Source organism: Streptomyces sp. NPDC093109, from assembly GCF_040701725.1.
GTDB lineage: Bacteria > Actinomycetota > Actinomycetes > Streptomycetales > Streptomycetaceae > Streptomyces.
Window position 1 is genome coordinate 88647 of the sequence record NZ_JBFBEZ010000015.1, and the last position, 25300, is coordinate 113946.

General features: G+C 72.1%; 16 protein-coding genes. 12 read left to right on the plus strand and 4 right to left on the minus strand.

The genetic code is table 11. The features are described from left to right. The first annotated feature begins 343 nt into the window (after positions 1-343). From AB0389_RS16815 to AB0389_RS16835, 5 genes are all read left to right on the plus strand, one after another. Entirely contained in the window at positions 344-2302 is a 1959-nt protein-coding gene (locus AB0389_RS16815) for a protein kinase (RefSeq protein WP_366396142.1), read from the plus strand. 274 nt (positions 2303-2576) lie between these two features. Further along, complete coding sequence (locus tag AB0389_RS16820; protein ID WP_366396143.1) at positions 2577-5816, plus strand: protein kinase; 3240 nt, start codon at positions 2577-2579, stop codon at positions 5814-5816. Between the two features lie 169 nt (positions 5817-5985). Further along, positions 5986-7638 (plus strand): serine/threonine-protein kinase, encoded by a 1653-nt coding sequence (locus tag AB0389_RS16825; protein WP_366396215.1) that lies wholly within the window; start codon positions 5986-5988, stop codon positions 7636-7638. A gap of 81 nt (positions 7639-7719) precedes the next feature. Beyond that, complete coding sequence (locus AB0389_RS16830) at positions 7720-9387, plus strand: succinic semialdehyde dehydrogenase (RefSeq protein ID WP_366396144.1); 1668 nt, start codon at positions 7720-7722, stop codon at positions 9385-9387. A gap of 36 nt (positions 9388-9423) precedes the next feature. Continuing rightward, the gene (locus AB0389_RS16835; protein WP_366396216.1) at positions 9424-11277 is read left to right on the plus strand and encodes a GMC family oxidoreductase; all 1854 of its coding nucleotides are present in this window, start codon (positions 9424-9426) and stop codon (positions 11275-11277) included. Positions 11278-11422: 145 nt separating this feature from the next. Here AB0389_RS16835 and AB0389_RS16840 read toward each other — a convergent pair whose 3' ends face one another. Together AB0389_RS16840 and AB0389_RS16845 are read right to left on the minus strand one after the other, a co-directional pair. Then, positions 11423-12553 carry an LPXTG cell wall anchor domain-containing protein gene (locus AB0389_RS16840; protein ID WP_366396145.1) on the minus strand — a complete coding sequence of 377 codons (1131 nt, stop codon included), beginning with the start codon at positions 12551-12553 and terminating at the stop codon, positions 11423-11425. Positions 12554-12919: 366 nt separating this feature from the next. Next, complete coding sequence (locus tag AB0389_RS16845) at positions 12920-13213, minus strand: chorismate mutase (RefSeq protein WP_366396146.1); 294 nt, start codon at positions 13211-13213, stop codon at positions 12920-12922. A 378-nt stretch (positions 13214-13591) separates the two neighbouring features. Here AB0389_RS16845 and guaA point away from each other — a divergent pair, with 378 nt between their 5' ends. From guaA to AB0389_RS16865, 4 genes are all read left to right on the plus strand, one after another. Next, the gene (guaA, locus tag AB0389_RS16850; RefSeq protein WP_366396147.1) at positions 13592-15175 is read left to right on the plus strand and encodes a glutamine-hydrolyzing GMP synthase; all 1584 of its coding nucleotides are present in this window, start codon (positions 13592-13594) and stop codon (positions 15173-15175) included. A gap of 134 nt (positions 15176-15309) precedes the next feature. Continuing rightward, positions 15310-15921 carry a Uma2 family endonuclease gene (locus AB0389_RS16855; protein WP_366396148.1) on the plus strand — a complete coding sequence of 204 codons (612 nt, stop codon included), beginning with the start codon at positions 15310-15312 and terminating at the stop codon, positions 15919-15921. Between the two features lie 138 nt (positions 15922-16059). After that, complete coding sequence (locus AB0389_RS16860) at positions 16060-17325, plus strand: hypothetical protein (protein WP_366396149.1); 1266 nt, start codon at positions 16060-16062, stop codon at positions 17323-17325. Positions 17326-17466: 141 nt separating this feature from the next. After that, a complete protein-coding gene (locus tag AB0389_RS16865; RefSeq protein ID WP_366396150.1) occupies positions 17467-17994 on the plus strand; it encodes a DoxX family protein in 528 nt (175 codons plus the stop codon). On the opposite strand, the gene AB0389_RS16870 is transcribed toward AB0389_RS16865, so the two are convergent. After that, the gene (locus AB0389_RS16870) at positions 17901-18164 is read right to left on the minus strand and encodes a hypothetical protein (RefSeq protein WP_366396151.1); all 264 of its coding nucleotides are present in this window, start codon (positions 18162-18164) and stop codon (positions 17901-17903) included. The two genes, AB0389_RS16865 and AB0389_RS16870, sit on opposite strands and share 94 nt — an antisense overlap. Then, positions 18151-19524 (minus strand): PspC domain-containing protein, encoded by a 1374-nt coding sequence (locus AB0389_RS16875; protein WP_366396152.1) that lies wholly within the window; start codon positions 19522-19524, stop codon positions 18151-18153. Before AB0389_RS16875 ends, AB0389_RS16870 begins: the two co-directional genes overlap by 14 nt. Positions 19525-19681: 157 nt before the next feature. Between AB0389_RS16875 and AB0389_RS16880 the strand changes: the two genes are divergently transcribed. The 3 genes from AB0389_RS16880 (at position 19682) to AB0389_RS16890 (ending at position 25289) form a co-directional block, all read left to right on the plus strand. Next, the gene (locus AB0389_RS16880) at positions 19682-20980 is read left to right on the plus strand and encodes a PspC domain-containing protein (protein WP_366396153.1); all 1299 of its coding nucleotides are present in this window, start codon (positions 19682-19684) and stop codon (positions 20978-20980) included. A gap of 284 nt (positions 20981-21264) precedes the next feature. Further along, a complete protein-coding gene (locus AB0389_RS16885; RefSeq protein ID WP_366396154.1) occupies positions 21265-21990 on the plus strand; it encodes a response regulator transcription factor in 726 nt (241 codons plus the stop codon). Between the two features lie 134 nt (positions 21991-22124). Then, complete coding sequence (locus AB0389_RS16890; protein ID WP_366396155.1) at positions 22125-25289, plus strand: glycoside hydrolase family 2 TIM barrel-domain containing protein; 3165 nt, start codon at positions 22125-22127, stop codon at positions 25287-25289. The last annotated feature ends 11 nt before the right edge of the window (positions 25290-25300 follow it).

Genomic DNA, 25300 nt, shown 5'->3' on the forward strand with positions numbered 1-25300 from the left:
GTGTGCCCCGGATCCGGGGTGCGGATGACTCGTCATGGAGGCATATCAGGGGAAGACGTACGCCTTTCGCTGCCACATGCGTCACACAGAACACACCCGTAACACATCCCTATCGCGTGCACTTGTGCCGAGTTCGAACAGGTGCATGACCTGCACGGTGTCCGTTCCGGCCCCGGGGAGTGGCATGGTGGGGGTCCCTCAGGTGGGCTCCGTACCGGCGGGCGCCGGACCCGGGAGCAGTGGCCTTCCCGGAGTGAGGGACAATGATGGCTCTGCCAGGGCGCGTTACGGCACCGCGCGGCGGCGGGCGCGGGCTCAGGATCAGGGATCGCAGAGGGGACGCATGTCGGAGTCGAAGCAGTCGCGGGACACGGCGCAGGAGCCTCAGCGGGAGCCCGGGAAGAGCGCTCAGCAGGAGAGCGGGAAGAGCGTCGACGGCACTCCGGAAGGCCGCCTCCTCGCGGGCAGGTACCGGCTCGGTGAGGTGCTCGGGCGCGGTGGCATGGGCACGGTGTGGCGGGCCCTCGACGAGACGCTCGGCCGTACGGTCGCGGTGAAGGAACTCCGCTTTCCCTCCAGCATCGACGAGGACGAGAAGCGCCGGCTCATCACCCGCACCCTGCGCGAGGCCAAGGCGATCGCCCGTATCCGCAACAACGGCGCGGTCACGGTCTTCGACGTGGTGGACGAGGACGACCGGCCCTGGATCGTCATGGAGCTGATCGAGGGCAAGTCCCTGGCCGAAGCCGTGCGCGAGGACGGCGTTCTGACGCCCCGGCGGGCCGCCGAGGTCGGGCTCGCGATCCTCGACGTGCTGCGCTCGGCGCACCGCGAGGGCATCCTGCACCGCGATGTGAAGCCGTCCAATGTGCTGATCGCCGAGGACGGGCGCGTCGTCCTCACGGACTTCGGCATCGCCCAGGTCGAGGGCGACCCCTCGGTCACCTCGACCGGCATGCTCGTCGGCGCGCCCTCGTACATCTCCCCGGAGCGCGCTCGCGGCCACAAGCCGGGACCCGCCGCCGACCTCTGGTCGCTCGGCGGGCTGCTGTACGCGTCGGTCGAGGGCTGTCCGCCGTACGACAAGGGCTCCGCCATCGCCACGCTGACGGCGGTCATGACCGAGCCGGTGGATCCGCCGAAGAACGCGGGCGCGCTGGAAGAGGTCATCTACGGGCTGCTGGCGAAGGATCCCGAGCAGCGGCTCGACGACGCGGGGGCCCGCGCGCTCCTGGAGGACATCATCGAGGCGCCGGAGGGCGCGCCGGAGCCCGCTCCCGACGCCACCCGCGCCATCCCGCTGCCGCCGGCGCCTCCCGGTCCTGTCATGTCCTCGGCGTCGCGCATGCCGCGGGGCGCGGGGCCTGTTCAGCCCGCTGCCGGGCCCCGCCCGGTGCCCCAGCCCGCCGGTGCTGACCGGCCGGCCGCGCGGCGGGCGTCGCTCACGGACGTGGTGCCCCGGCGCACGCTGGTGATCATCGCGGTGGTCGCGGCGCTGGCGCTCATCACCACCGTGCTGGTCGTGGCGTTGAACGGGGAGAGCGACTCCCCGTCAGGGTCGGCCAAGAGTGACGGCACATCGGCTTCCGCCGGGGCCGGCGGTGACAGCTCCAAGGAGCCCGCGACCGGCAAGAGCGCGGCCGGGGACGACAAGGACGGCGCCACGGCGCAGACCGGCCAGGGAACCGCCGGCTCCGATGCCGTCACGGACTCCGACACCTCGGCCGGCTCCGGCGACACGGCCGGCGACGAGGAGACGGACAAGGGCAAGGGCAAGGACAAGGACAAGGGCAAGAGTTCGGACGACAGCGGTGACAAGAGCGACGACGGGGACACCGCCGGGCTGCCCGCCGGATACGCCACGGTCGTCGACACGCAGTTCCACTTCTCGATGGCGATGCCAGAAGGGTTCCGCAAGACCGGCATAGCCGGCAGCAACTCCGGCGGCATATACAGCGAGAACGGCGGCTTCCCCCGCGTCCAGGGCGACTACACCAGCACCCCGACCGATGACGCCGAGGCGGCCTGGAAGGGCCAGGAGCCGTCCGTCAGAAGAAGCAGCAGCGGCTACAAGCGCCTCAGCCTTGAGAAGACCGACTACAACGGCTATCCCACCGTCGCCGACTGGCTGTTCGAGCGGAATCAGAACGGCGAGCGCGTACGCGTCCTCAACCGGGGCTTCAAGGCGGACGCCTCCCACGGTTACTCGATCATGGTGAGCTGCAAGGCGAGCGAGTGGGACGAGAAGGAGTGCCGGACGCTGCGCGAGACCGCCTTCGCCACGTTCCAGCCGAAGGACTGACGCGGCGGAGGCATCCGGGCCGATCAGGTGCCCGCCCCGACGTATCGGGTGCCCGCCCGGACGTATGGGTTCCGGCCGCCGGGGGCAGGAGTGGAGTGGTACGGATTCGAGCGTTCCGGGGCGGGTTGTCGCGACCCGGCTCCACGTTCGGCCCTCGCCACGTATCGTGAGAACTCACGAACCGTACGCAGCCACAATGGGCCGGTAAACGACCGGAATTGGCGGTTTCGTGGGTCTCCGGGACCGGGAGACCGCCTGTTTGCGGGGAGGCGTTGTGGACGAATACGCGGGGCGGGTGCTCGCCGACCGCTATCGCCTGCCCCTGCCGCCCTCCGACGCGTACGAACTCGTCGAGACCAGGGCGTTCGACACCTACAGCGGCCAGGAGGTCCTCGTCCGGCAGGTGCCTCTGCCGGAGGTCGTCGAGGCCGAGGTCATCGACGCCGAGGGCACCGCCGCACCGCGCCGGGCCCCGGGGCGCACGCAGCGCAGGCATACGGATCCGGCCGTACGGCGCGCCATCGAGGCCGCCCAGAGCGCCGCCCAGATCCCCGACCACCCCAGGCTCGACCAGGTCTTCGACGTCTTCGCCGAGTCGGGCTCGCTGTGGATAGTGAGTGAACTGGTCGCGGCCAGGCCGCTCGCCGCGCTGCTCGCCGAGAAGCCGCTCAACCCGTTCCGCGCGGCCGAGATCGCCTCCGACGTGCTCACCGCCGTACGCGTGGTGCACGCGCACGGCTGGACCCACCGGAACATCACCGTCCGTACGGTGCTCGTCTGTGACGACGGGCGTGTGGTGCTGACCGGGCTCGCGGCGGGCGCGGCGGAGGAGGCACTGTGCGGATACGCGCCGGTGCCGGAGCCGCCGCCCGAGGAACCGGAGTCTCCCGAGCCGGAGTTCCACCGGACCGAACTTCACCAGCCCGAGCCGGAGTACCACCGGCCCGAACTCCATCGGCCCGAACTCCACGACCGGGGACTCGACGCTCCGCACGGCGCAGAGCCGGGCGCGCCCGGGCCCGGCGGTCCGGAGACGGGGGCCCTGCCGTACGCGCCGGGCTCCACCGCCGGGGTGCCCGGCGGTCCAGGACGGGCCGCGCTCGGGCCCGGCCCCGGCGTACAGAGCCCGTACGGCGAGAGCGCCTCGGCCACCTCGTCCGGTACGTCCGGCGCGATGCCCCGGCCGCAGCACGGTCCGCCCGGTATGCCCGCACCGTACGGCGGCCGGCCCGCGCTGCCGGGCGGGAGCGCCTCCGGCGACATCCGCGCCGCGCGCGCCGGCGCGATCGCCGCGTACCGCGCCGGAGCGCGCGCCGCCGCGCGGGCCGGCGAGGAGCAGGGCGCGAGCCCGACGCCCCCGCTGCCGGAGCCGGGCACCGGCGAGCAGCCGGGGAGCGCGCCGGGGCACGCGCCGGGGAGCGCGGGCCACGAGGCCGCCCAGGGCGTGCCCGCGAGTGGCGGCCCCGACCGGGACTGGTGGGCGAAGCCGCGCGCCTTCGAGGGGCAGTTCGACGGCGAGCAGGACGCCGACGAGGAAGAGGACGACGACCCGCCCACGCCCTACCGCCCCCAGCTCGCGGGCACCTGGCGCGACGGGCCGGCACCCTGGAACGACGCGTCGGGCTCCGTACCGGCAGGCGGCAGCGGCGACAGCAGCAGCGGCAGCGGCGGTGGCGGTGGCAGCGCGTACGGACCGCGCTCGGCGGGCCCGTTCGGCGCCGGCGGCGCCCCGGGCGGCGCGCGGACCGGCGGTACGGCGGGCATTCCCGTACGCGGCGGAGGACCGGCGGGCGAGGCGCGCCGCGCCCCCCAGGCACCGCCGCCCGCCGCCGTCACGGCCCATGGCGGCGGCAGCCCGTACGCCGGCGGACAGCCGGGCGGCGCGCGCGACGCCCTGCGCGCCGACGCGCAGCGCCACACCTCGCACCTCCCCGCCGTGGCGGGTGCGAGCGGCGGCGCGGGACGCTGGGACGACGTCGTCGCGAGCGGCCATGTCCCCGCCTACCGCGGCCCCGCCACCCCGCTCGCGGCCGAGCGGGCCCGGCAGGCGCGGATCGCGGTGGTCGGCGCGGTCACCGAGCGCTGGGCGCCCGAACAGGCCGGGCCCGTACACGAGAACTGGCAGCTGGCGCCGCCCATCGGGCCCGCCACCGACCTCTGGGCGCTGGGCGCGCTGCTGTACCGCGCGGTGCAGGGCCACGCCCCGTATCCCGAGGAGAGCGCGATCGAGCTGGTGCAGCTTGTCTGCGCCGAACCGCCCGCCTTCGCCGAGGAGTGCGGCCCGCTGCGCCCCGTCGTCGAGTCCCTGCTGCGCCAGGACCCCACCGAGCGGCCGGACTTCGAGGAGCTGCGCGGCTGGCTGCGGTCGCTCGTACGGTCGGCGCCCGAGCCGGAGGCCGGTCTCGACGTCGTACCCATGCCGTCGGACGAGACACGGCTGCCGATCAAGCGCCGCCGGGGCGAGCTGGTGCGCAGACGGCGCGTCTGGGGGCGCGCCCGCGACACGGAGCACGGACGCCACCGCCACAAGAAGGGCAAGGACGGCAGGGACGGCAAGGGGCGCGGGGAGTACGCGGCGCAGAGTGGCCCGGTCGAGCAGGCCGGCCGGTTCGCGGCCGAGGAGACGTACGAGCGCCCGGAGATCTTCGAGAACTTCGGCCGCCCGGATCCGTCCGACCGCCAGGAGCGGGCCGGCGGGATCGATCTGACGGAGCGGGACGAGAGAGGCGACCGGGGGGAGCGCGGCGGCGGACGCTCCGAGCGGGAGCGCGCGCCCCACGCCCTGGGGCGCACCCTGCTGCTGGTGATACTGCTGCTCCTCGTCGCCGTCGTCGTGTACGCGGTGATGTTCATGCCCAAGACCGACGCCCGGCAGCAGGGTCAGAGCGTCGGCGAGGCGAACCCCGGCTCGTCGGCCGCGCCCCACGCCTCGGACGGAGCCGCCTCGGACGGCCCGGACTCCTCGGCGGCGGCTCCGGGGACCGGCGGCTCCGGCGAGGCCAACGCCTCCAGCACGCCCAACACCTCCGCCCCGCAGACCTCGGGACCCGCCGCGGATATCGCCGAGGGATACGTCGTGCGCGACGACGCGGAGGGGTTCCGTATCGCGGTCGACAAGACATGGGAGCGGCGCCCGATCAACGACATCGGACAAGTCCGATACGTCGGAGGGGACTTCACCCTGATAGTCGTGCCGGGCCGGGACACCGTCGCGCAGAACGGCTCCGACCCGATGGCCTATCAGCGCGACAAGGAGCGGGAGATACAGCCGTTCCGCGACTCCAGTTGGGCCACGGCCTCGGGCCTCCGCCGGATCGACGTGGGCAAACAGGCCATGGCCGAGGGCCAGTACACCTGGCAGGACAGCACCGGCCGCGAGGTCTTCGTACGGAACCTCGCCATGATCGTCAGCGGTCGCTACCACGTGATCCAGGCGATAGGCCCGGCCGACCGGCGTGACAAAGTGGACGAGATCTACCAACAGGCCAGCGCCGCATACCGGGTGACGGGCTGAGCGAAGCTCGCCCGAGTGTCACAGTGCGGTTTCCGTGGGCCGCCCGAGGTTCCGGGGGCGCGGTTTCCCTCCGTAACCTGTGGTCCCAAGGAAGCGGGGCTGGTACGTGGAACATTCGCAGGGATCGGGCACGAGCGGCGTCAGCGCGGAAGGCGCGGGCGCCGGCCGGGTGCTCGCCGGGCGTTACCGGCTGGGTGAGAGCATCGGCAGCGGCGGTATGGGCCGGGTCTGGCGCGCACACGACGAAGTGCTGCACCGGGTCGTGGCCATCAAGGAGTTGACGGCGGGCCGCTACGCCTCCGAGGCCGACCGCGCCGTACTGCACCAGCGGACACAGAACGAGGCCCGGGCCGCCGCCCGGATCACCCATCCGGCCGTCGTCACCGTCCATGACGTCCTCGAACACGACGGCCGGCCGTGGATCGTCATGCAGTACGTCGACGGCCCGTCGCTCGCCGATGTGGCCAGGGACTCCGGACCCGTCGACTACCGCGAGGCGGCCAGGATCGGGCTCGCGGTCCTGGGCGCGCTGCGCGCCGCGCACACGGCCGGGGTGCTGCACCGCGATGTGAAGCCCGGCAACGTACTGCTGGCCCGCGACGGCAGCGTCCTGCTCACCGACTTCGGGATCGCCGCCATAGAGGGCGACGCGACCATCACCAGAACCGGTGAAATCGTCGGCTCCATCGACTATCTGGCGCCCGAGCGGATACGGGGCGCCGATCCAGGACCCGCCTCCGACCTCTGGTCCCTGGGCGCCACGCTCCACACCGCGCTCTGCGGCTCGTCGCCGTTCCGGCGCGAATCGGCGCTGGCCACGATGCAGGCCGTGGTCACGGACGAGCCGGAGAAGCCGTGGAGCGCCGGGCCGCTGGCCCCCGTGATCGCCGCGCTGCTGCGCAAGGATCCGGACGCGCGCCCCGGCACGGCCGAGTGCGAGCGCATGCTGCGCGAGGTGGTGGAGGGCCGGTCGCCGGCCGGCCCGGAACCGTACGACACGACGCGGCCCGTACGGTACGACGGCGCGCGGACGGCCACGGTCTCGGCCACGGCACTGTCCGCTGCCGGGGCGGTCGTGGGCGCGGGCGGCTCGGGAACGGCCAGAAGCGCGGGCTCTGCCTCGGGCCCGGAGCCGGCGCCGGGCGGGAGCGGGACCGCCCCGTCAGTCGCCCCGTCGGCCGCGCGGCCGGCCGGTCGGCGCCGGGGGCGGTTGCGCGCGGCGGCCGTGGCCGTCGTCGTCGCGGCGGTGCTCGGTGGCGGCGGTGGCTTTGTGGCGCTGAAGTACCTGGACGGCTCCGGCGGTCCCTCGACCGGATCCGGCGGCACGGCCGCCCCCGACGACGCCACGAACCCCGACGACGCCGACGCCTGGACCCAGGTCGAGGCCCCCGAAGGCTTCAGCCTCAAGGTCCCCAAGGGGTGGGAGCGCAAGACCGACAGCGAGCAGATCGACTTCACCCCCGACAACGGTGTCCACCTCATCCGGATAGGTATATCGGCGCCCGATTTCGAGGATCCGTACACGCACATGGTGAACCTGGAGAAGCAGCTGCAACGGCTGCCGGACTACCGGCGGATCTCCATGGCCCCCAACTCCTTCCGCGACAAGGCCCGCTCCGCGCGCTGGGAGTTCACCTGGACCGAGAACACCGCGACCGCGTTCGCCCGCCACGCGGTCGACCAGATCTACTACTCCGACGACGGGAACACGGAGTACGCGATCTACATGTCCGGTCCTGAGGAGGACTGGGCGACCACGCACGAGCAGTTCGACGTCGTACTCCGCAGCTGGCAGCCGCCACCGGCCGACGGCAGCGGCTGACCGTTCAGTTGAAGCCAGGGGGCGGCGGAAAGTGTTACTGCCGGGTATCCAAACCTCCGGATGCCGCATACTCTCGGCCTCATGACGGACTCGAAGGCCTCCGCCGCCACCGCTTCCCCCAGCACCCCCGATTCCCCCGGTACGGCTCGCACCTCCGGCTCCCAGGGGACCAACCCGGTCGCCGCCGCCCCCGCCGGTGCCCGTACCGCCGCCGACGTGGTCACCCCGGAGGTGCTCGTCCGGCTGCTGCGCGGGGTCGTCGGGTCGGGCCGTACCGCCAACCACACCCCGTTCACCGGGGAGAAGCTGGCGGACCTGCCCGAGTCCACCCCCGAGGACGTGGCGAACGCCTACGCGCGGGCGCGCGCCGCCCAGCCGGCCTGGGAGGCCATGTCCGTACGGCAGCGGGCCGGCGTGCTGCTGCGCTTCCACGATCTTCTGCTGGCCCGTCAGTCCGAGGTGCTCGACCTGATCCAGTTGGAGACCGGCAAGGCCCGGCTGCACGCACACGAAGAGGTCCAGGCCGTCGCCGTCGCCGCCCGGCACTACGGGCTCAAGGCACCCTCGTACCTGCGGCCGAAGCGGCACACCGGCGCACTCCCGGTGCTCACGAAGGTCACCGAACTGCGCCGGGCGCGCGGGGTCGTCGGCCAGGTCGCGCCCTGGAACTACCCGCTGGAGCTGACGATCGGTGACGCGCTGCCCGCGTTCACCGCCGGCAACGCCGTGGTGATGAAGCCCGACACCGAGACCGCGCTCACCGCGCTCTGGGCCCGCGACCTGATGATCGAGGCCGGGCTGCCGGCCGAGGTCTTCCAGGTGGTCCTGGGCGAGGGCCCGGTCGTAGGACCGGAGGTCGTGCGCCACGCCGACTACGTCTCCTTCACCGGCTCGACCCGTACCGGCCGCGAGGTCGCGCGGGGCGCGGCGGACCGGCTCGTCGGTGTCTCCCTCGAACTCGGCGGCAAGAACGCCATGCTCGTTCTCGCGGACGCCGATGTGGAGAAGGCGGCGGCGGGCGCGGTGCGCTCCTGCTTCTCCTCGGCGGGCCAGCTCTGCATCTCCATCGAGCGGCTGTACGTCCATGAGTCGGTGGCGGACGCGTTCGTGGAGCGGTTCGCCGCGCGTACCCGGGCGATGCGGCTCGGAAACTCCCTCACGTACGGCTCGGACATGGGCTCTCTCGCGGGCGAGCGCCAGTTGGAGACGGTGACGCGCCATGTCGACGAGGCGGTCGCCAAGGGCGCCAAGGTCGTCGCGGGCGGGGTCACGCGCCCGGACATCGGGCCGCTCTTCTACGAGCCGACGATCCTCGACGGCGTCGAGCCGCCCATGGCGGTCTGCACAGAGGAGACCTTCGGCCCGGTGGTCTCCCTCTACCGGTTCCGCGACGAGGACGAGGCGATCGACCGCGTCAACGGCACTCCGTACGGGCTCAACGCCAGCGTCTGGACGACGGACGCGCGGCGCGGCCACGCCGTCGCGGCCCGGCTGCGCACCGGCACGGTCAACATCAACGAGGGGTACGCGGCGGCGTACGGCAGCGTGCGGTCACCGATGGGCGGAATGAAGGACTCCGGCCTGGGGCGGCGGCACGGCTCCGAGGGAATCCTCAAGTACACCGAGGCCCAGACGGTCGCCCACCAGCGGGTTCTGCCGATGGCGCCGGCGTTCGGGATGGACGACGAGCGGTACGCGGCGTTCATGACCAGCAGCCTGCGGGTGATGAGGACGCTGCGGCTGCGGTAGCGGACGCGTGGGCGCGCGACGAGGAGAGCGATGGCGATGGAGCAGGAGCACGAGCAGGAGCACGACGCGGACACGGACGCGGACGCGGATATATATGACTACGACGTGATCGTGGTCGGCTCGGGCTTCGGCGGCGCTGTCTCCGCGCTGCGGCTGACCGAGAAGGGCTACCGCGTCGGCGTCCTGGAGGCCGGCCGCCGCTTCACCCGCGAGACGCTCCCCAGGAGTTCGTGGGACATCAGGAACTATCTGTGGGCCCCGGCGCTCGGGCTCTACGGGATCCAGCGCGTCCATCTGCTCGGCAACGTGATGGTGCTGGCGGGCGCGGGGGTCGGCGGCGGTTCGCTCAACTACGCCAACACGCTGTACGTACCGCCCGCCGCGTTCTTCGAGGACCCCCAGTGGGCGGGCATCACCGACTGGGAGCGGGAGCTGGCGCCGTACTACGACCAGGCGCGGCGGATGCTCGGCGTACGGCTCAACCCGACGGTGACGCCCTCGGACGTTCATCTGAAGGCGGTGGCCGAGGAGATGGGCGTCGGCGACAGCTTCCACGCGGCACCGGTCGGGGTCTTCTTCGGGGACGGCGCGGACGCCGGCGGTACGGTCACGGCCCGGCCCGGCGGGGAGGCGCCCGACCCGTACTTCGGCGGCGCGGGCCCTGGGCGCAGGGCCTGTACGGAGTGCGGCGCGTGCATGACGGGCTGCCGGCTCGGCGCGAAGAACACCCTCAACGAGAACTATCTGCATCTGGCGGAGCGGGCCGGGGCGGTCATCCACCCGATGACGACGGTGAGAGCGGTCACGGAGGCGACGGGGGCGACGGGGGCGCCGGGCGGATACCGGGTGGTCACCGTCTCGACGGACGCGAGGCGCGGGCGTGCGCGGGTGCGGGTGCGGGTCTTCCGCGCGCCCCGCGTGGTGATCGCGGCCGGTACGTACGGCACCCAGACGCTCCTGCACACGATGAAGGACCGGGGGCTGCTGCCCCGGCTGTCGGCGCGCCTCGGGGAGCTGACCCGTACCAACTCCGAGGCGCTGGTGGGCGCGCAGACCGATGACAGGCGCTACCGCGCACGCCATGGCGCGCCGAGAGCGGACTTCACCCAGGGCGTCGCCATCACGTCCTCGATCCACCCGAACGACACGACACACATCGAACCGGTGCGGTACGGCAAGGGGTCCAACGCGATGGGCCTGCTCTCCATCCTCCAGGTGCCGTACAGCGACCGGCGGGTACGGGACTGGCTGGCCGGCGCCGCGCGCCACCCGGTGCTGCTCCTCCGCTCGCTCTCCTACCGCAAGTGGTCGGAGCGTACGATCATCGGCCTGGTCATGCAGTCGCTGGACAACTCCCTGACGACGTACCGGAAGCCGGGCGGTGTGGGGAAAGGCCTGCTCACCGCCCGCCAGGGCCACGGCGCTCCCAACCCGAAGCAGATACCGGAGGCGACCCGGGCCGCGAGCCTCATCGCGGCGGAGATCAACGGCTTTCCGGGCAGCAACATCGGTGAACTGATGGGCACCCCGCTCACCGCGCACTTCCTGGGCGGCTGCGTGATCGGCGCGTCGGCGGCGGAGGGCGTGATCGATCCGTACCACCGGCTGTACGGCCACCCCGGGATCTCGGTCGTCGACGGCTCGGCGGTCTCGGCGAACCTGGGCGTTAACCCGTCGCTGACGATCACGGCCCAGGCGGAGCGTGCGATGTCCTTCTGGCCGAACAAGGGTGAGCGGGACCCCCGGCCGCGACAGCGCGCGGACGGGACGACACCGTACGTACGGCTGCCCCCGGTCGTACCGTCCGCCCCGGTGGTCCCGCCGGAGGCGTTCGGCGCGCTGCGCCTGCCGTTCCTGGCCGTACCGCCGGTCCCGCCGCGCGAGCCATGAAAGGTATGAGGGGCGTGAGGGCGTGAGGCGTGAGGGGGTGCGGGCATGAGAGAGGCGCTGCACCCCCCTCCGAGTGCAGCGCCTCTCTCTGTCGCGTGCGAGACGCGAGCTTGTGGGTTACGCGACGCGGTTACGCGCGACGCCGTTACGCGGCGGCGTCACCGCTGCGGCGGCGCTTCAGCGCGAACACCACGCCGGCACCGGCGACGATGGCGATCCCGCCGGCCATGCCGAGCGCGGGCATCATCGAGGAGGAGCCGGTCTGGGCGAGGCTGCCCACCGGCTTGATCTCCGTGTTGCCGACCGGCTTCGCGGGCAGGGGCTTCTTGCCGCCCTGCGGCTTGGCCTCGTTGGGCTCGCCCGCGTTCCCGCCGGCGGCGACGATGGTGAACTCGTAGTACGCCTCGTCGTCCGCGATGACGCAGTTGCCCTTGTCATTGACGTACGCGCCGATGCTGATGGCGTAGGCGAGACCGGCCGGGGCCGACTTGTCCACGTTCAGGCGCAGGTTGATCGAGAACGACTCCTTCGGCTTGACGTCGGTGAAGCCGAGGTAGCCGGCCCCCTCGTCGTACGCGTCGAGAGAGATGTCGACCCACTTGCCGGACTCGGGGTCCTGGTACTGGAGCGTCAGGTGCTCGCCACTGATGTCCCAGTCCTCTTCGTCGATCTGGCCGGTGAAGACACCGAGGTCGACGCGCTTGTAGTCGTTCTTGCCCTTGTTCGAGACATTGAGCTTGAACGAGTGGAAGCCGCTGCCCGCGACGATCTTGTCCGGCAGTCCGCTCAGGCTGGTGTGGAGGTTCGGGTCCAGCTCGATCTCGTCCCGGTCCAGGCAGTCGTTGAGGCCGTTGCCCGGGTCGGTGGTCGGCTTGGCGGTGCCGGAGGGCGGCGTGCTCGTCGGAGGCGTCGTCACGGACGCGTCGTCGCTGGGCGTCGGCGCCGTCGTCGACTCCTCGTCGGTCGGCTCGGTCGCCCCGTCCGACGGATCGATGGTCGATTCCTCGTCGGTCGGCTCCGTGGTGTCGTCGGAGGGGGTCTCGGTCGCCTCCGTCTCCTCGGGGGCCGGGACGGACTCGGTGGCGCTGGGCGACGGCGATTCGGTCGTCGTCGTGGTGTCCTCACCGGTCGCGAACGCGGCAGGAGCCGAGAAGAAGGCGGCGGGGGCTATGACAGCGGTCGCTGCGGCGACGGCCATAGCGCGGCGGAGCTTCATGAAGACCTCAGCGAGGTTCGGCGCGCCACTGGGAGCGGCGCGGAGTCGTTGGGCCTTCACCAGAGAGTGGTTACGGGTGAGGCCGTTGATTTCGCATGCAAGACCTGCGACATGGGGGAATGGTTGCGGTCTTCTTCACAGAATCTTTAAGTGACCTGCGTCACGCGATCAACGGAGTCGGTGATCGGCCGGCCCCGGGCGTCCCCGGGGCCGGCCGATCGTGCTGTGACCGGGCTGCTGTCCCCTGCCTACCGGTCACGGGCGCCGGGACGAGGTCCCACGGCGCACTTGTGAGGTGTGCCGCACGTCCCGGCGGAGCCACGCTGGTCCTCTGTGATCCGCGCGCCCGTACGTCCAACGAAGGCGGGGACGTCGCGGTCACGCGCCGTACGGGTGAGAAGTGGCGGGCGAGGGTGTGGCGCCGGGTCAGACGCGGCCGCGGCTCAGCTCCAGCAGCGTCATCGCCAGCGCCGTGCCCGGCTTGCCGAGGGCGTCGCTGTAGTGGCCGATGATCTCCATCTCTCGTGAGAGATGGACGCGGCGCCCGCCGGAGGCGATGCGGGCGTCCTGGACGACGGCCGAGACCGCGATCCGTTCCTGGACGAGACCGATGATCCGGTCGTCGAGGGCGTCGATGCGTGCGCGCGCGTCGCCGATGACGGTCTCGGCGTCGGGGGTGGTTCCGGGGGCGGCTGCGGGGTTCTGCTGCGTGGCGGGCATGTGCGGGGTCCCTCTCGGTTCGGTCGGTACGGGGGAGAGCCGCCGGGCCCGAAACGCGACAGGCGCCCCGGACCTGGTGGCCCGGGGCGCCTGTCGGAAGTCGCTTGGTTCAGCTCAAGCAGCACGACCATGGCAGCCGGACGGGCCGGTGCCATAGGTAAAGACGTACGTCAGCTGCTGGTGCATAGGGGCCAGTATGGACCCGGCGGGCCCGCGCCCGGCAACGCGGGTTCGGATCGTGAGACGGGGGCGACAGCCGGGGACGCGGGGGAGGGGGCGGGTGGCGAGAGGTGGGGAGAGGTGGGCCCTGCCCTGCCGGGGCCCCGGTAGAATTGGCCGGACCTCCTCTTCTCACGTCACCGCCGGAAGGCCGCCCCCGTGCCAGCAGCACCCCCCGCCGCCCCCGACGTCGTTCTCGTCGTCGACTTCGGCGCGCAGTACGCCCAGCTCATCGCCCGCCGCGTCCGCGAGGCCCGGGTCTACAGCGAGATCGTCCCGTCCACGATGCCCGTGGCCGAGATGCTGGCCAAGAACCCCAGGGCGATCATCCTCTCCGGCGGCCCGTCCTCCGTGTACGCGGAGAACGCCCCGACCGTGGACCGCGCGCTGTTCGAGGCCGGGGTGCCCGTCTTCGGCATGTGCTACGGCTTCCAGCTGATGGCGACCACGCTCGGCGGGACCGTCGACAACACGGGCGCGCGCGAGTACGGCCGTACGGAGCTGCGCGTCTCGAAGACCGGCTCCACGCTGTTCGAGGGCACCCCCGCCGAGCAGTCCGTCTGGATGTCGCACGGCGACGCCTGCTCCGCCGCGCCCGCCGGCTTCACCGTCACCGCGTCCACGGACGTCGTACCGGTCGCCGCGTTCGAGAACGACGAGCGGAAGCTGTACGGCGTCCAGCACCACCCCGAGGTGCTGCACTCCACGTACGGACAGCAGGTCCTGGAGCACTTCCTCTACCGGGGCGCCGGTATCGAGCCGACCTGGACCACCGCGAACGTGGTGGACGAGCAGGTCGCGCTGATCCGTGAGCAGGTCGGCACGAAGCGCGCCATCTGCGGGCTGTCGGGCGGCGTGGACTCCGCGGTGGCCGCCGCGCTGGTGCAGAAGGCCATCGGATCCCAGCTGACCTGCGTGTACGTCGACCACGGTCTGATGCGCAAGGGCGAGACCGAGCAGGTCGAGAAGGACTTCGTCGCCGCGACGGGCGTGCAGCTCAGGGTGGTCGACGCCGAGGAGCGCTTCCTCACCGCGCTGGCCGGGGTCTCCGACCCCGAGCAGAAGCGGAAGATCATCGGCCGGGAGTTCATCCGGGTCTTCGAGCAGGCCCAGGCCGAGATCATCGCCGAGGCGGGCGCGGAGGGCGAGGACGTCGCCTTCCTGGTCCAGGGCACGCTCTACCCGGACGTGGTCGAGTCCGGCGGCGGCACCGGCACCGCCAACATCAAGTCGCACCACAATGTCGGCGGGCTCCCCGACGACATCGAGTTCGAGCTCGTCGAGCCGCTGCGCAAGCTGTTCAAGGACGAGGTCAGGATGGTCGGCCAGCAGCTGGGGCTGCCGGACGAGATCGTCCAGCGCCAGCCCTTCCCCGGCCCCGGCCTCGGGATCCGGATCGTCGGCGAGGTCACGCGCGAGCGGCTCGACCTGCTGCGCGAGGCCGACGCGATCGCCCGCGAGGAGCTGACCGCGGCCGGTCTCGACCGGGACATCTGGCAGTGCCCGGTGGTCCTCCTCGCGGACGTACGGTCCGTGGGCGTCCAGGGCGACGGCCGTACGTACGGCCACCCGATCGTGCTGCGGCCCGTCTCGTCCGAGGACGCGATGACCGCCGACTGGACACGGATGCCGTACGACGTACTGGCGAAGATCTCCACCCGGATCACCAACGAGGTCGCCGACGTCAACCGGGTCGTCCTCGATGTGACGAGCAAGCCGCCGGGGACCATTGAGTGGGAGTAGCCCCTCCCCGCCTTCCCGGCCCTCCGCCCGAGGGTCAATGCCGACGCCGTCGCTCATTCGTTTGAGTGGCGGCGTCGGCGTAACTCCTGGGTACGCTGCTGGTAGAGGTCAGACTCCGTCCTATGGGAGTAATCATGAGCGCCGCACCTGAGCACGGGCTGGAACCGCGTTATGAGTGGCCGATCCCGCCTGCCCAGGGCTGGACCGCGGACGACCTCGACCGGATTCCGGGCCTCCCGCCGCACACTGAGCTGATCGACGGGATCCTTGTTTTGATGAGTCCGCAGCGGAAGTTCCACACCCGCACGATGTGGCATCTGGAATATGCCCTCATGTCTCAGCTTCCGGACTTCTTGGACGTCGAGCGTGAGATGACGGTCAAGATCGACCGCAGGAACCGGCCGGAGCCGGACCTCATCGTCTACCAGGCCGACGCGGATACGGGTCCTGACCAGACCTGGTACAGCCCCGAAGTCGTCGTCCTCGCCGTGGAAGTGGTGTCCGACGATTCCGTGGAGCGTGACCGGGAGGTCAAGCCCCGCAAGTACGCCGCCGCCGGCATTCGCCACTTCTGGCGCGTCGAGGAGGAGCGCGGTCTGCCCGTCGTCTACAGCTACGAACTCGACCCGGCCACGCATGTCTATGTCCCGACCGGCATCCACCGGGAGCGACTTGAGCTGAAAGAGCCGTTTCCGATCGAGATCGATCTGACGGCGGTCAACCGGCGTCGTTCCGCGGAGGGCTGAGCCCGGCGGGTTCAACACCGTAATGATGTTGTCACCCGCTCCGGCCGGGCAAACTTCGCATACTTCTCCCTCTGTGCGGGACAATTCCCTTGCGTTGCAAGGAAGTTCACTCACGGGGCGGGAAGGGCGGAAACCGGCGTGGCTGTGCAAGAGGCGAGGCGGAGCGCGCACGGCGGTGGCTGCGGCTGCGGTGACTGTCCGCACGGGGCCCGGGAGGGGCACCGGCGGGCCGTGGCCGAGTTCCTGGCGAAGCGTGACGGGTACGCCGCCGGGGAGGGGCTGCCCGGGGCGGTCGCGCACTCGGTGGGGGCCTCCAGGCAGTGGGTGTCCGACGAGCTGACCCAGTCCGCGCGCGCCGTGGCCGACCGGAGCCGGGAGGCGGGCGACGCCTGGCTGCACACGGTCCGGCGCCGTACGCTGCTGGCGGCGTGGGGCGCGGTCGTCGCGCTCGCGTTCGTCCAGACGGCCACCGCGATCGGGGCGGGCTGGTCGGTCGCACGCACCGCCGGACTGGTCGCCGCCGTGGCCGTCGCGGGGGCGCTGACCGCCGCCGCCCTGCTGCACCGGGCCCGCGGCGGACTGCTCGCACCGCTGATCGGGGAGGACAACCGGCTCTCCACCTCGCGGACCGTCGCCTCCGCCTGGGTGCTGCTCGTGGTGTACGCCGTGCTGGTGCTCGCGCTCCAGCTGGCCGGCGCGTCCGGGCACGCGCGGCGCGACGAACTGATCGCCGGACTCGAACTGGCCCGGGGCGCGGGCATCGTCACCGTCCTCGCCGTGGTCTGCGCCATCGCCGTCGTCGTGCGCCGTGTGGTCTCCGTACGGGTCCTGGGGCAGCGGCTCCAGAAGGTACGGGCCGAGCGGCCCCGGCCGGCCGATCTGCTCTGCGACGACGGCGGGCGCGGCAGCTTCACCGATGTGCAGTACGTCCTGGTGAACGGCGTCGCGGTGCTCTTCGCCGCCGTCCGGCTGGCCCGCCGGCCCGAGCAACTGCCCGATCTGCCCTGGGCGCTCGCCCTGCTCGTCGCCGTCTCCGCCGCCACCTACTTCGCCGGGAAGTACGCGGAGGGCGGGCGGCCCGTCGTCCTGTCGGTCGTACGGGCCAGGGAGGCCGGTGATCTGGACGCCCCCATCCGTACCGGCGACGACATCGAGATCCGCGGCGCGGGCTTCGTGCCGCCCGGGGCCGGCACTCCGGACCGGCTGGCGCGGATGGTCGTGCGGATCGGCGCGGTCCATGTTCATGTGCCGCTCGTGCCCGTCCCGGGCGGCTTCGCCAACCCCTCGGACACCTGCCTGACCGTGCCCGTCCCGGTGGATGTCGAACCGGGGGCGGTCGAGGTGCAGGTCGTGACGGCGGCCGGGGTCGAGACCAACCGGGTGATCGTCGAAGTCCTCGACTGACCTTGATCCATTTTTCCCCCTCGGTGAATACAACTGAACGAATTCGGACGGTTGTTCTTCGGATCCGGCCGGGACTGGTTCACTGGGCACCTGACGTGTCCGTGCGTACGCGCGGACGGACAGGCGAGAGGTGGACCGGCGATGACGTATGGCTACCGGACGGATACCTACGGGCTGGGCGTCGGAGGCGGCGGTGACCGGGGTGGCCTGCGCGAGAGCGCGGCGCGGCACGCGCTGCTCCCGCTGCGGCTGTTCCTCGGCATCACCTTCATCTACGCGGGGATCGACAAGCTCACCCAGGGCGGCTTCTTCGCCGCCACCGGGACGGGGTCGGTCGGCGAGCTGATGCGCAACGTACGGGACACGTCGGCCATCCCGGCCCTGGTGGACCTGGCGCTCAAGAGCCCGGCCGGGTTCGGCTACGCCATCGCGCTCGGCGAACTGGCCGTGGGACTCGGCACCCTCTTCGGGGTGTTCGCCCGGCTCGCCGCGTTCGGTGGCGCCCTCATCTCACTCAGCCTGTGGCTGACCGTGAGCTGGCAGAGCGACCCGTACTACTACGGCAACGACCTCATCTACTTGATGGCGTGGCTGCCGCTCGTGCTCGCCGGTGCCCCGGCGTTCTCGCTGGACGCCGTCCTGGCCGGGCGGCGCCGCCGTATCAGATAGGCCACCCAGGTCACCAGGGACGCCAGGAACAGGCCGCAGAACATCACCGCGAACGCCGTGAACCACGGCGCCCGCCAGGCACCGGCGGCGTCGCCCAGATACGGCACGGCCGCGCCCAGCGCCGTCAGCCCCACGACCAGTCGGCCCGGCCTGAAGTCATGACGCGGCACGAGCCACCTCCACCTGGCCGAAGCCCACTTCGAGGGTCAGGTCCAGAGTGCCGGACCGCGCCGCGTCCGTCTCCGGAGTCATGGTGCGCTGCCGGCTCAGGTTGTTCGCGATCTCGATGTTCTCCTTGGGATCCCCGGGGAACCGGATGGCCCCGAATGTCGCCGCGGCCTTCACCCGCACGGTCACTCCCTCCGGTACGACAACCTTCAACTGCCCGGCGGCCACCCTGGCTGAGGTGCTGACCGTCGTCCCCCTCGGGACCGTCAACCCGCTCAGATCCAGCGTGCCCAGGCCGGAACCCAGCTGGTAGCGCGGCTGGACGGCGGCTACCGAGGACGCCGTCCAGCGCGGCTCGCGCCACTGGGTGGTGATGTCCTTCGGGACCACCGACGCCCCCGCCAGCAACCCGGCCGTGATCACCGCCAGCAGGATCGTGCCGAAGCCGGTACGCCCCAGGAAGCTGCTCACCACCAGGCCGAGCCCGAAGACCGCGAGCCCGGCGGCCAGACCGATCTCCATGCTCGTACCGAACGGATGGCTCCGCCAGGACAGGCCCGCGCCCAGCGCGACCGCCAGCACGGCGAGCAGGAAGACCGGGCCCGCTATCCCGCGCGGACCCCGGGGGCGGAACGGGCTCGCCCCCGAGGCCGCGTTCGGGTGCCAGCCCCACGGCTGCGCCTGCATCGTGACGCCCGAGCCGTCGGGGCCCCAGAGATAGTCCGTGCCGACCGGACCCCAGCTTCCCTGGCCCCAACCGGTCCGGCCGTCCTTGACGATCGGGTCCCGCCACCACGAGTACGTGCCGGGCGCCGGGGGAGCCATGGTCTCCGGGGGGGCCTCCGCCACCGTGTGGGCCGAGGCCGGGTCGAGCGGCGCGCCGTCCGCCGGGGCGCCGTGGCGGCGCTGGGACCAGACGGCCGCCCCGACGACAGCTATGGACAGCAGCCCGGCGAAGCTCAGCGTCTCCCCGTTGCCCAGCATCGACAGGAACAGCCCGCAGCCGATCAGCGCGAGCAGCACGGCGATCAGCGAGGCGCCGTCGACCCGGCCGGACAGCAGCCTGCGGGCCTCGTTCTCCTCGTCGCCCTCCAGCGGGATGAGCAGCCAGGCGAAGCCGTAGAAAATCAGCCCGATGCCCCCCGTGACCGTGAGCACGCCTATCACGATCCGGAAGATGACCGGATCGATCTCGCAGTATCTGCCCAGCCCGCCGCAGACCCCGGCGAACACCTTCTGCCGCGGGCTGCGGCGCAACTGCGTGAGTGCGGGCGCGGAACCGGGCGGAGGCGACGCGGAGGCCGAAGCGGAACCCGGCGCCGAAGGAGGCGCGGGGGGCGGCGGAGGCGGCGGCTGGCTCATATGTCCATGGTGGGGGTGCGGGCGCCCCGGCTCCAGCCGCACCGACCCCGGACTGTCCCTGATATTGCTCCCCGGACCCCCTCGGGGCCGGATCAGGGTCGCGTCAGGGGCACGACCCTGATGCCCTCGCGCCATCCGCCGTGTGACCATCGGTGACATGCCAGCCGCTCCGCCTCGTGCCGCCGCGACCTCCTCCTCCCGTGCCTCAGCGCCGGAGGAGCCGCAGGCGCGCAAGCTGTACCGCAGCGCGGACGGCCGGCTGCTCGGCGGGGTGGCCCGCGGGCTCGCCGGGCATCTCGGGCTGCCGGTGATCTGGGTGCGGATGGTCTTCCTCATCCTCTTCTTCACGCAGGGACTCGGCGCCCTGCTCTACGCGGTCTTCTGGATCGTCGTGCCGCTCGGTGTGGGCGGTACGGCGGCCGAGGCGCGCTCCGTCTTCGAGATCAGCCCCGACGGCAGACGCCGGCTCCGCAAGCCGGACAAGGGACAGATCTTCGCGCTGATCGCGCTGGTCGTCAGCGCGGGCACCTTTATCGGGAACGTCAGCCTCGGCCGCAGCCAGGCCGACCGCTACATATGGCCGGCGCTGCTGATCGGCGTGGGCATCGTCCTGGTCTGGCGCCAGGCGGACAACGCGCGTCGCGCCCGCTGGGCCGAGGTGGGCCGGAGCCGCCGGGCGTTCCAGCTGGCGCGCGGGGTCGCGGGGGTCGCCCTGGTCGGCCTCGGGCTGGCCGTGTTCATGGTGGTGCGCGGCTCGGCCGCCCAGTTCGGCAACGTGCTGACGGGCGCGATCGCAGTCGTGGCCGGGGTGGCGCTGCTCGGCGGGCCCTGGCTCGTACGGATGACCCAGGACCTCTCCGAGGAGCGGCTGATGCGGATCAGGGCGCAGGAGCGCGCCGAGGTCGCCGCGCATGTCCATGACTCCGTGCTGCACACCCTCACCCTCATCCAGCGCAACGCCGACGAGCCGGGCGAGGTCCGCCGGCTCGCCCGGGCCCAGGAGCGCGAGCTGCGCGCCTGGCTCTACCGGCCGGAGGGCACGGGCAAGGACGAGGAGGACGAGCCCAGCACCCTCGCCGAGGCGGTCAAGCGCACGGCGGCCGAGGTGGAGGACTACCACGGGGTGCCGATCGAGGTGGTGGTCGTCGGCGACTGCCCGCTCGACGAGAAGCTGGCCGCGCAGATACAGGCGGCGCGCGAGGCCATGGTCAACGCAGCCAAGTACGGCGGCGAGGGGGGCGCGGTGCAGGTGTTCGCCGAGGTGGAGGGGCGCACGGTCTTCATCTCCGTACGCGACCGCGGCCCCGGGTTCGACCTGGACGCGGTGCCCGACGACCGGATGGGAGTACGGGAGTCGATCATCGGCCGCATGCAGCGCAACGGCGGCTCGGCCCGGCTGTCCGCGGCCCCCGGCGGTGGTACGGAGGTCGAGCTGGAGATGGAGCGGGCCGAGTGAGGGAGGCAGGGTGAGGGCCGGCCGGGTGGGGTCGGGCCGGTGGGTTCCGGTCGCTAGGGCCGGAAAGGTTTGCCGTGGGCTCGCGGCGTCCGGTGCGGTGCGTCGCAAGGCGGAGGATCGGCCTCGTACTGGACGTACTTGGCCGACTCCGACAACGCGGCGAGGCGCCGTGCCGGGCGTCGCGAGCCGGTGAACCTTTCCGGTCACAGCACTGGCGGCGGGCCCGTACCGTACGAGAGCGTGCCGCACGGGCGGCGGAGCGACGAGGGCGAGGGGCAGAGACCATGAGCGAGGGCGTACAGGCCGGATCCACTCCCGGGGCGAGCGACGGGGAGCAGCCGGGCGACGGCCGGCGCGTGCGGGTCGTGCTCGTCGACGACCACCGCATGTTCCGCACCGGAGTGCGGGCCGAGATCGGGCGTACGGAGGTGACGGGCGTCGAGGTCGTCGGTGAGGCGCCCGATGTCGACCAGGCGGTCACCGTGATCAACACGACCCGTCCCGAGGTCGTGCTGCTCGATGTCCATCTGCCGGGCGGCGGCGGTGTGGAGGTGCTGCGCCGCTGCGCGCCCCTGATGGGCGCCGTGGAGAACCCGGTGCGGTTCCTGGCGCTGTCGGTCTCCGACGCGGCCGAGGACGTCATCGGGGTGATCAGGGGCGGCGCCCGGGGCTATGTCACCAAGACGATCACCGGCACGGATCTGGTGGACTCCGTCTTCCGGGTCCAGGAGGGCGACGCGGTCTTCTCGCCGCGGCTCGCCGGCTTCGTACTGGACGCCTTCGCGTCGACGGACGCACCGCCGGTGGACGAGGACCTGGACCGGCTCACCCAGCGGGAGCGCGAGGTGCTGCGGCTGATCGCGCGCGGATACGCGTACAAGGAGATCGCCAAGCAGCTCTTCATCTCGGTGAAGACCGTCGAGTCGCATGTGTCCGCCGTTCTGCGCAAGCTCCAGCTCTCCAACCGGCACGAGCTGACCCGCTGGGCGACGGCCCGCAGGCTGGTCTGAGCGGACCGGCCGGAGCCCGGCCACGCGACCCCCGTGGCATGTCCATGGGGAAACGTGGTGCGCGCCTCTTGACCGAGGTCGGCGCCGGTTGATGCCCTGTGTGGTGTCGCGCGCGCCTACCGAGGGAGAACACCTTGACGGTTCCACGCAGGACGCTTCTGATCGCCGGCACCGCCGCTCCGCTGGCCGGCGCGCTCGCCCCGGGAACCGCGAACGCCGCCCACGGCGCGGTCGTCTTACCCGCGCCGGACCCGCGCACCACCCCCGTCAGGACCATCGAACTCACCGACGGCTGGCGGTTCGCCCTCGCCAACCCCGCCGGCATCACCGATCCGACCGGGGCCTTCGCCACCGCAGCCCAGCCCGGCTACGACGACACCGGCTGGCGCGCGGTCCAGGTGCCGCACGACTGGAGTATCGAACTCGCCCCCACCGCCGGCTCCGGCACCACCTCCGGCACCGGCTTCTTCCCCGGCGGCCTCGGCTGGTACCGCAACACGTTCACCCTGCCGCCCGCCCTCGCGGGACGCCGGATCTCCGTCGAGTTCGACGGCGTCTACATGGACGCGAACGTCCACTGCAACGGCATCCTCGTCGGCAACCACCCCTACGGCTACACCGGGTTCGCCCTCGACCTCACCGATCTGCTGCACACCGACGGCACCACCGCCAACGTCATCGCCGTAGAAGTGCGCAACAGGCTCCCCAGCAGCCGCTGGTACTCCGGCAGCGGCATCCACCGCCGCGCCCGGCTGGTCGTCACCGACCCCGTACACGTACGGCGCTGGGGTACGTACGTGACGACGCCCGGCCTCGCCGAGACGATCGGCGACGGCCACGCCACCGTCCGCGCCCGCGTCGAGATCATGAACGAGTCCGCCGCCGCCCGCCCGGTCACCGTCGTCACCACGGTCCGCGACCCGGCCGGCCGCACCGTCGCCCGGGCGACCGCCCCGCTCGCCACCCAGCCGCACGCACCGGGCACCGCCGAGCTGGAGATGACCGTCGTCCGGCCCCAGCTGTGGTCCTTCGACACCCCGCGCCTCTACACCCTGGACACCGAGCTGCGGTCCGGCCGCGACACCCTCGACACGGACCGCACCACCTTCGGATTCCGGTACGTCACCATCGACCCCGCCACCGGGTTCTCCCTCAACGGCGCGTACACCAAGATCCGGGGCGTCAACCTCCACCACGACCTGGGCGCGCTCGGCGCCGCCACCCACGAGGACGCGATCGTCCGCCAGCTCACCCTGATGAAGTCCATGGGCGTCAACGCGTACCGCTCCTCGCACAACCCGCCCTCGCCCGAGCTGATCAGGGCCTGCGAGCGGCTCGGCATCATCATGATGGTCGAGGCGTTCGACTGCTGGCGCACCCGTAAGACCACCTACGACTACGCCCGTTTCTTCGACACCCACAGCGACGCCGACATCGCCGAGATGGTCCGCGCCGCCCGCAACTCGCCCGCCGTCGTGATGTGGTCCATCGGCAACGAGATCACCGACTCCACCAGCACCGCCGGCCTGGACATGGCACAGCGCCTCATCGACGGCGTCCGCGCGCTCGACGACACCCGGCCCGTGGTGATCGGCTCGGACAAGTACCGCTCCCTGCCCGCCGTCGGCTCGGCGGCCGACCTGATGCTCGCCAAACTCGACGGCCTCGGCCTGAACTACAACACGGCCGCGTCGGTCGACGCCCTGCACGCGCGCTACCCGCACCTCTTCCTCTTCGAGTCCGAATCCTCCTCCCAGACCTCCACCCGGGGCACCTACCAGGAGCCGGAACACCTCAACACCGGGGAGAACCACACCCCCGGCCGGCGCGCCACCTCCAGCTACGACAACAACCTCTCCTCCTGGACGATGAGCGGCGAGTACGGGCTGAAGAAGGACCGCGACCGCCGGTTCTTCGCCGGGCAGTTCCTCTGGACCGGCATCGACTACATCGGCGAACCCACCCCGTACAACGTGTTCCCGGTGAAGGCGTCGTTCTTCGGCGCGATGGACACGGCCGGCCTCCCCAAGGACATGTACCACCTCTTCCGGAGCCAGTGGAGCGACCGGCCCATGGTCCATCTGCTGCCCATGGACTGGACCGGCCACCGGCGCGGCGAGACCGTCGAGGTCTGGGCCTACGCCAACACGGAGTCGGTGGAACTGTTCCTCAACGGCGTGTCCCTGGGCGTGCGGAGCTTCGACACCAAGAAGACCACCGACGGCCGGGCCTATCTGGAGACGACCGAGGCCACCGGCGACGACCGTACGGTCACCTCGGGCCCCTACCCCGGCAGTTACACCAGCCCCAACGGCAGCGCGGGCAAGCTGCACCTCAGCTGGCGTGTCCCCTTCGCGCCCGGCGTGCTGAAGGCCGTCGCCCGGCGCGACGGCCGTACGGTGGCCACGGACGTGCTGCGCACCGCCGGACGGCCCTACACCGTACGTCTCACCCCGGACCGCACCCGCCTCGACGCGGACGGCCGCGCCCTCTGCTTCGTCACCGCCGAAGTCATCGACGACCACGGCGTGGTGGTGCCCGACGCCGGCCACCTCCTCACCTTCACGGTCACCGGCGGCTCCCTGGCCGGTCTCGACAACGGGCGCCAGGAGAGCGCCGAGCGCTACCAGGCCGCCACCAGGACCGCCTTCCACGGCAAGGCCCTCGCCATCGTCCGCGCCGGCACGGAAGCCGGCCCGGTCACGCTCACCGTCCGCGCGGACGGGCTGCGCACCGCCACGGCGACCGTGCGCGCCACGGCCGCCCGCGACGCGTCGACGACCCCGCCCCGTACCTTCGCGCCCGAGCCGGGACCCGACGCGCCCAGCGGCCCGGTGGCCGACGCGAGCTACTCCGGGGCGACCGACACCCTGCCCGCCGCCCTGCTCGACGGCTCCCCCGACACCGCCTGGTCCAACGCCTTCACCAAGGCGGCCACCGCCCTGCTGCCCGCCTTCAGCGGCGCCCGCCCCGCCGACTGGATATCCGTGGCCTGGCCCGGCGCCCGTACCTTCGACTCGGTCGAGGTCACCTTCACCCTCGGCGCACGGCACACCCTGCCCGCCTCGATCACCGTCTCCTACTGGGACGGGGACCGGTACGCCGCCGTACGGCACCAGAGCGTCACCTGGGCCACCGCCTCCGGCGATCCGACGGTCATCACCTTCGACCGGGTCACCGGCTCCCGGATCCGGCTGGAGATGACCAGTGCGCACCCGGGCGAGGCGAACGGCGCGCAGCGGGTGACGCTGCTCCACGTACCGGACGTGCTCCCGGACGGCGGTGGTGCGGCCGATTAGCGGCTACGTAG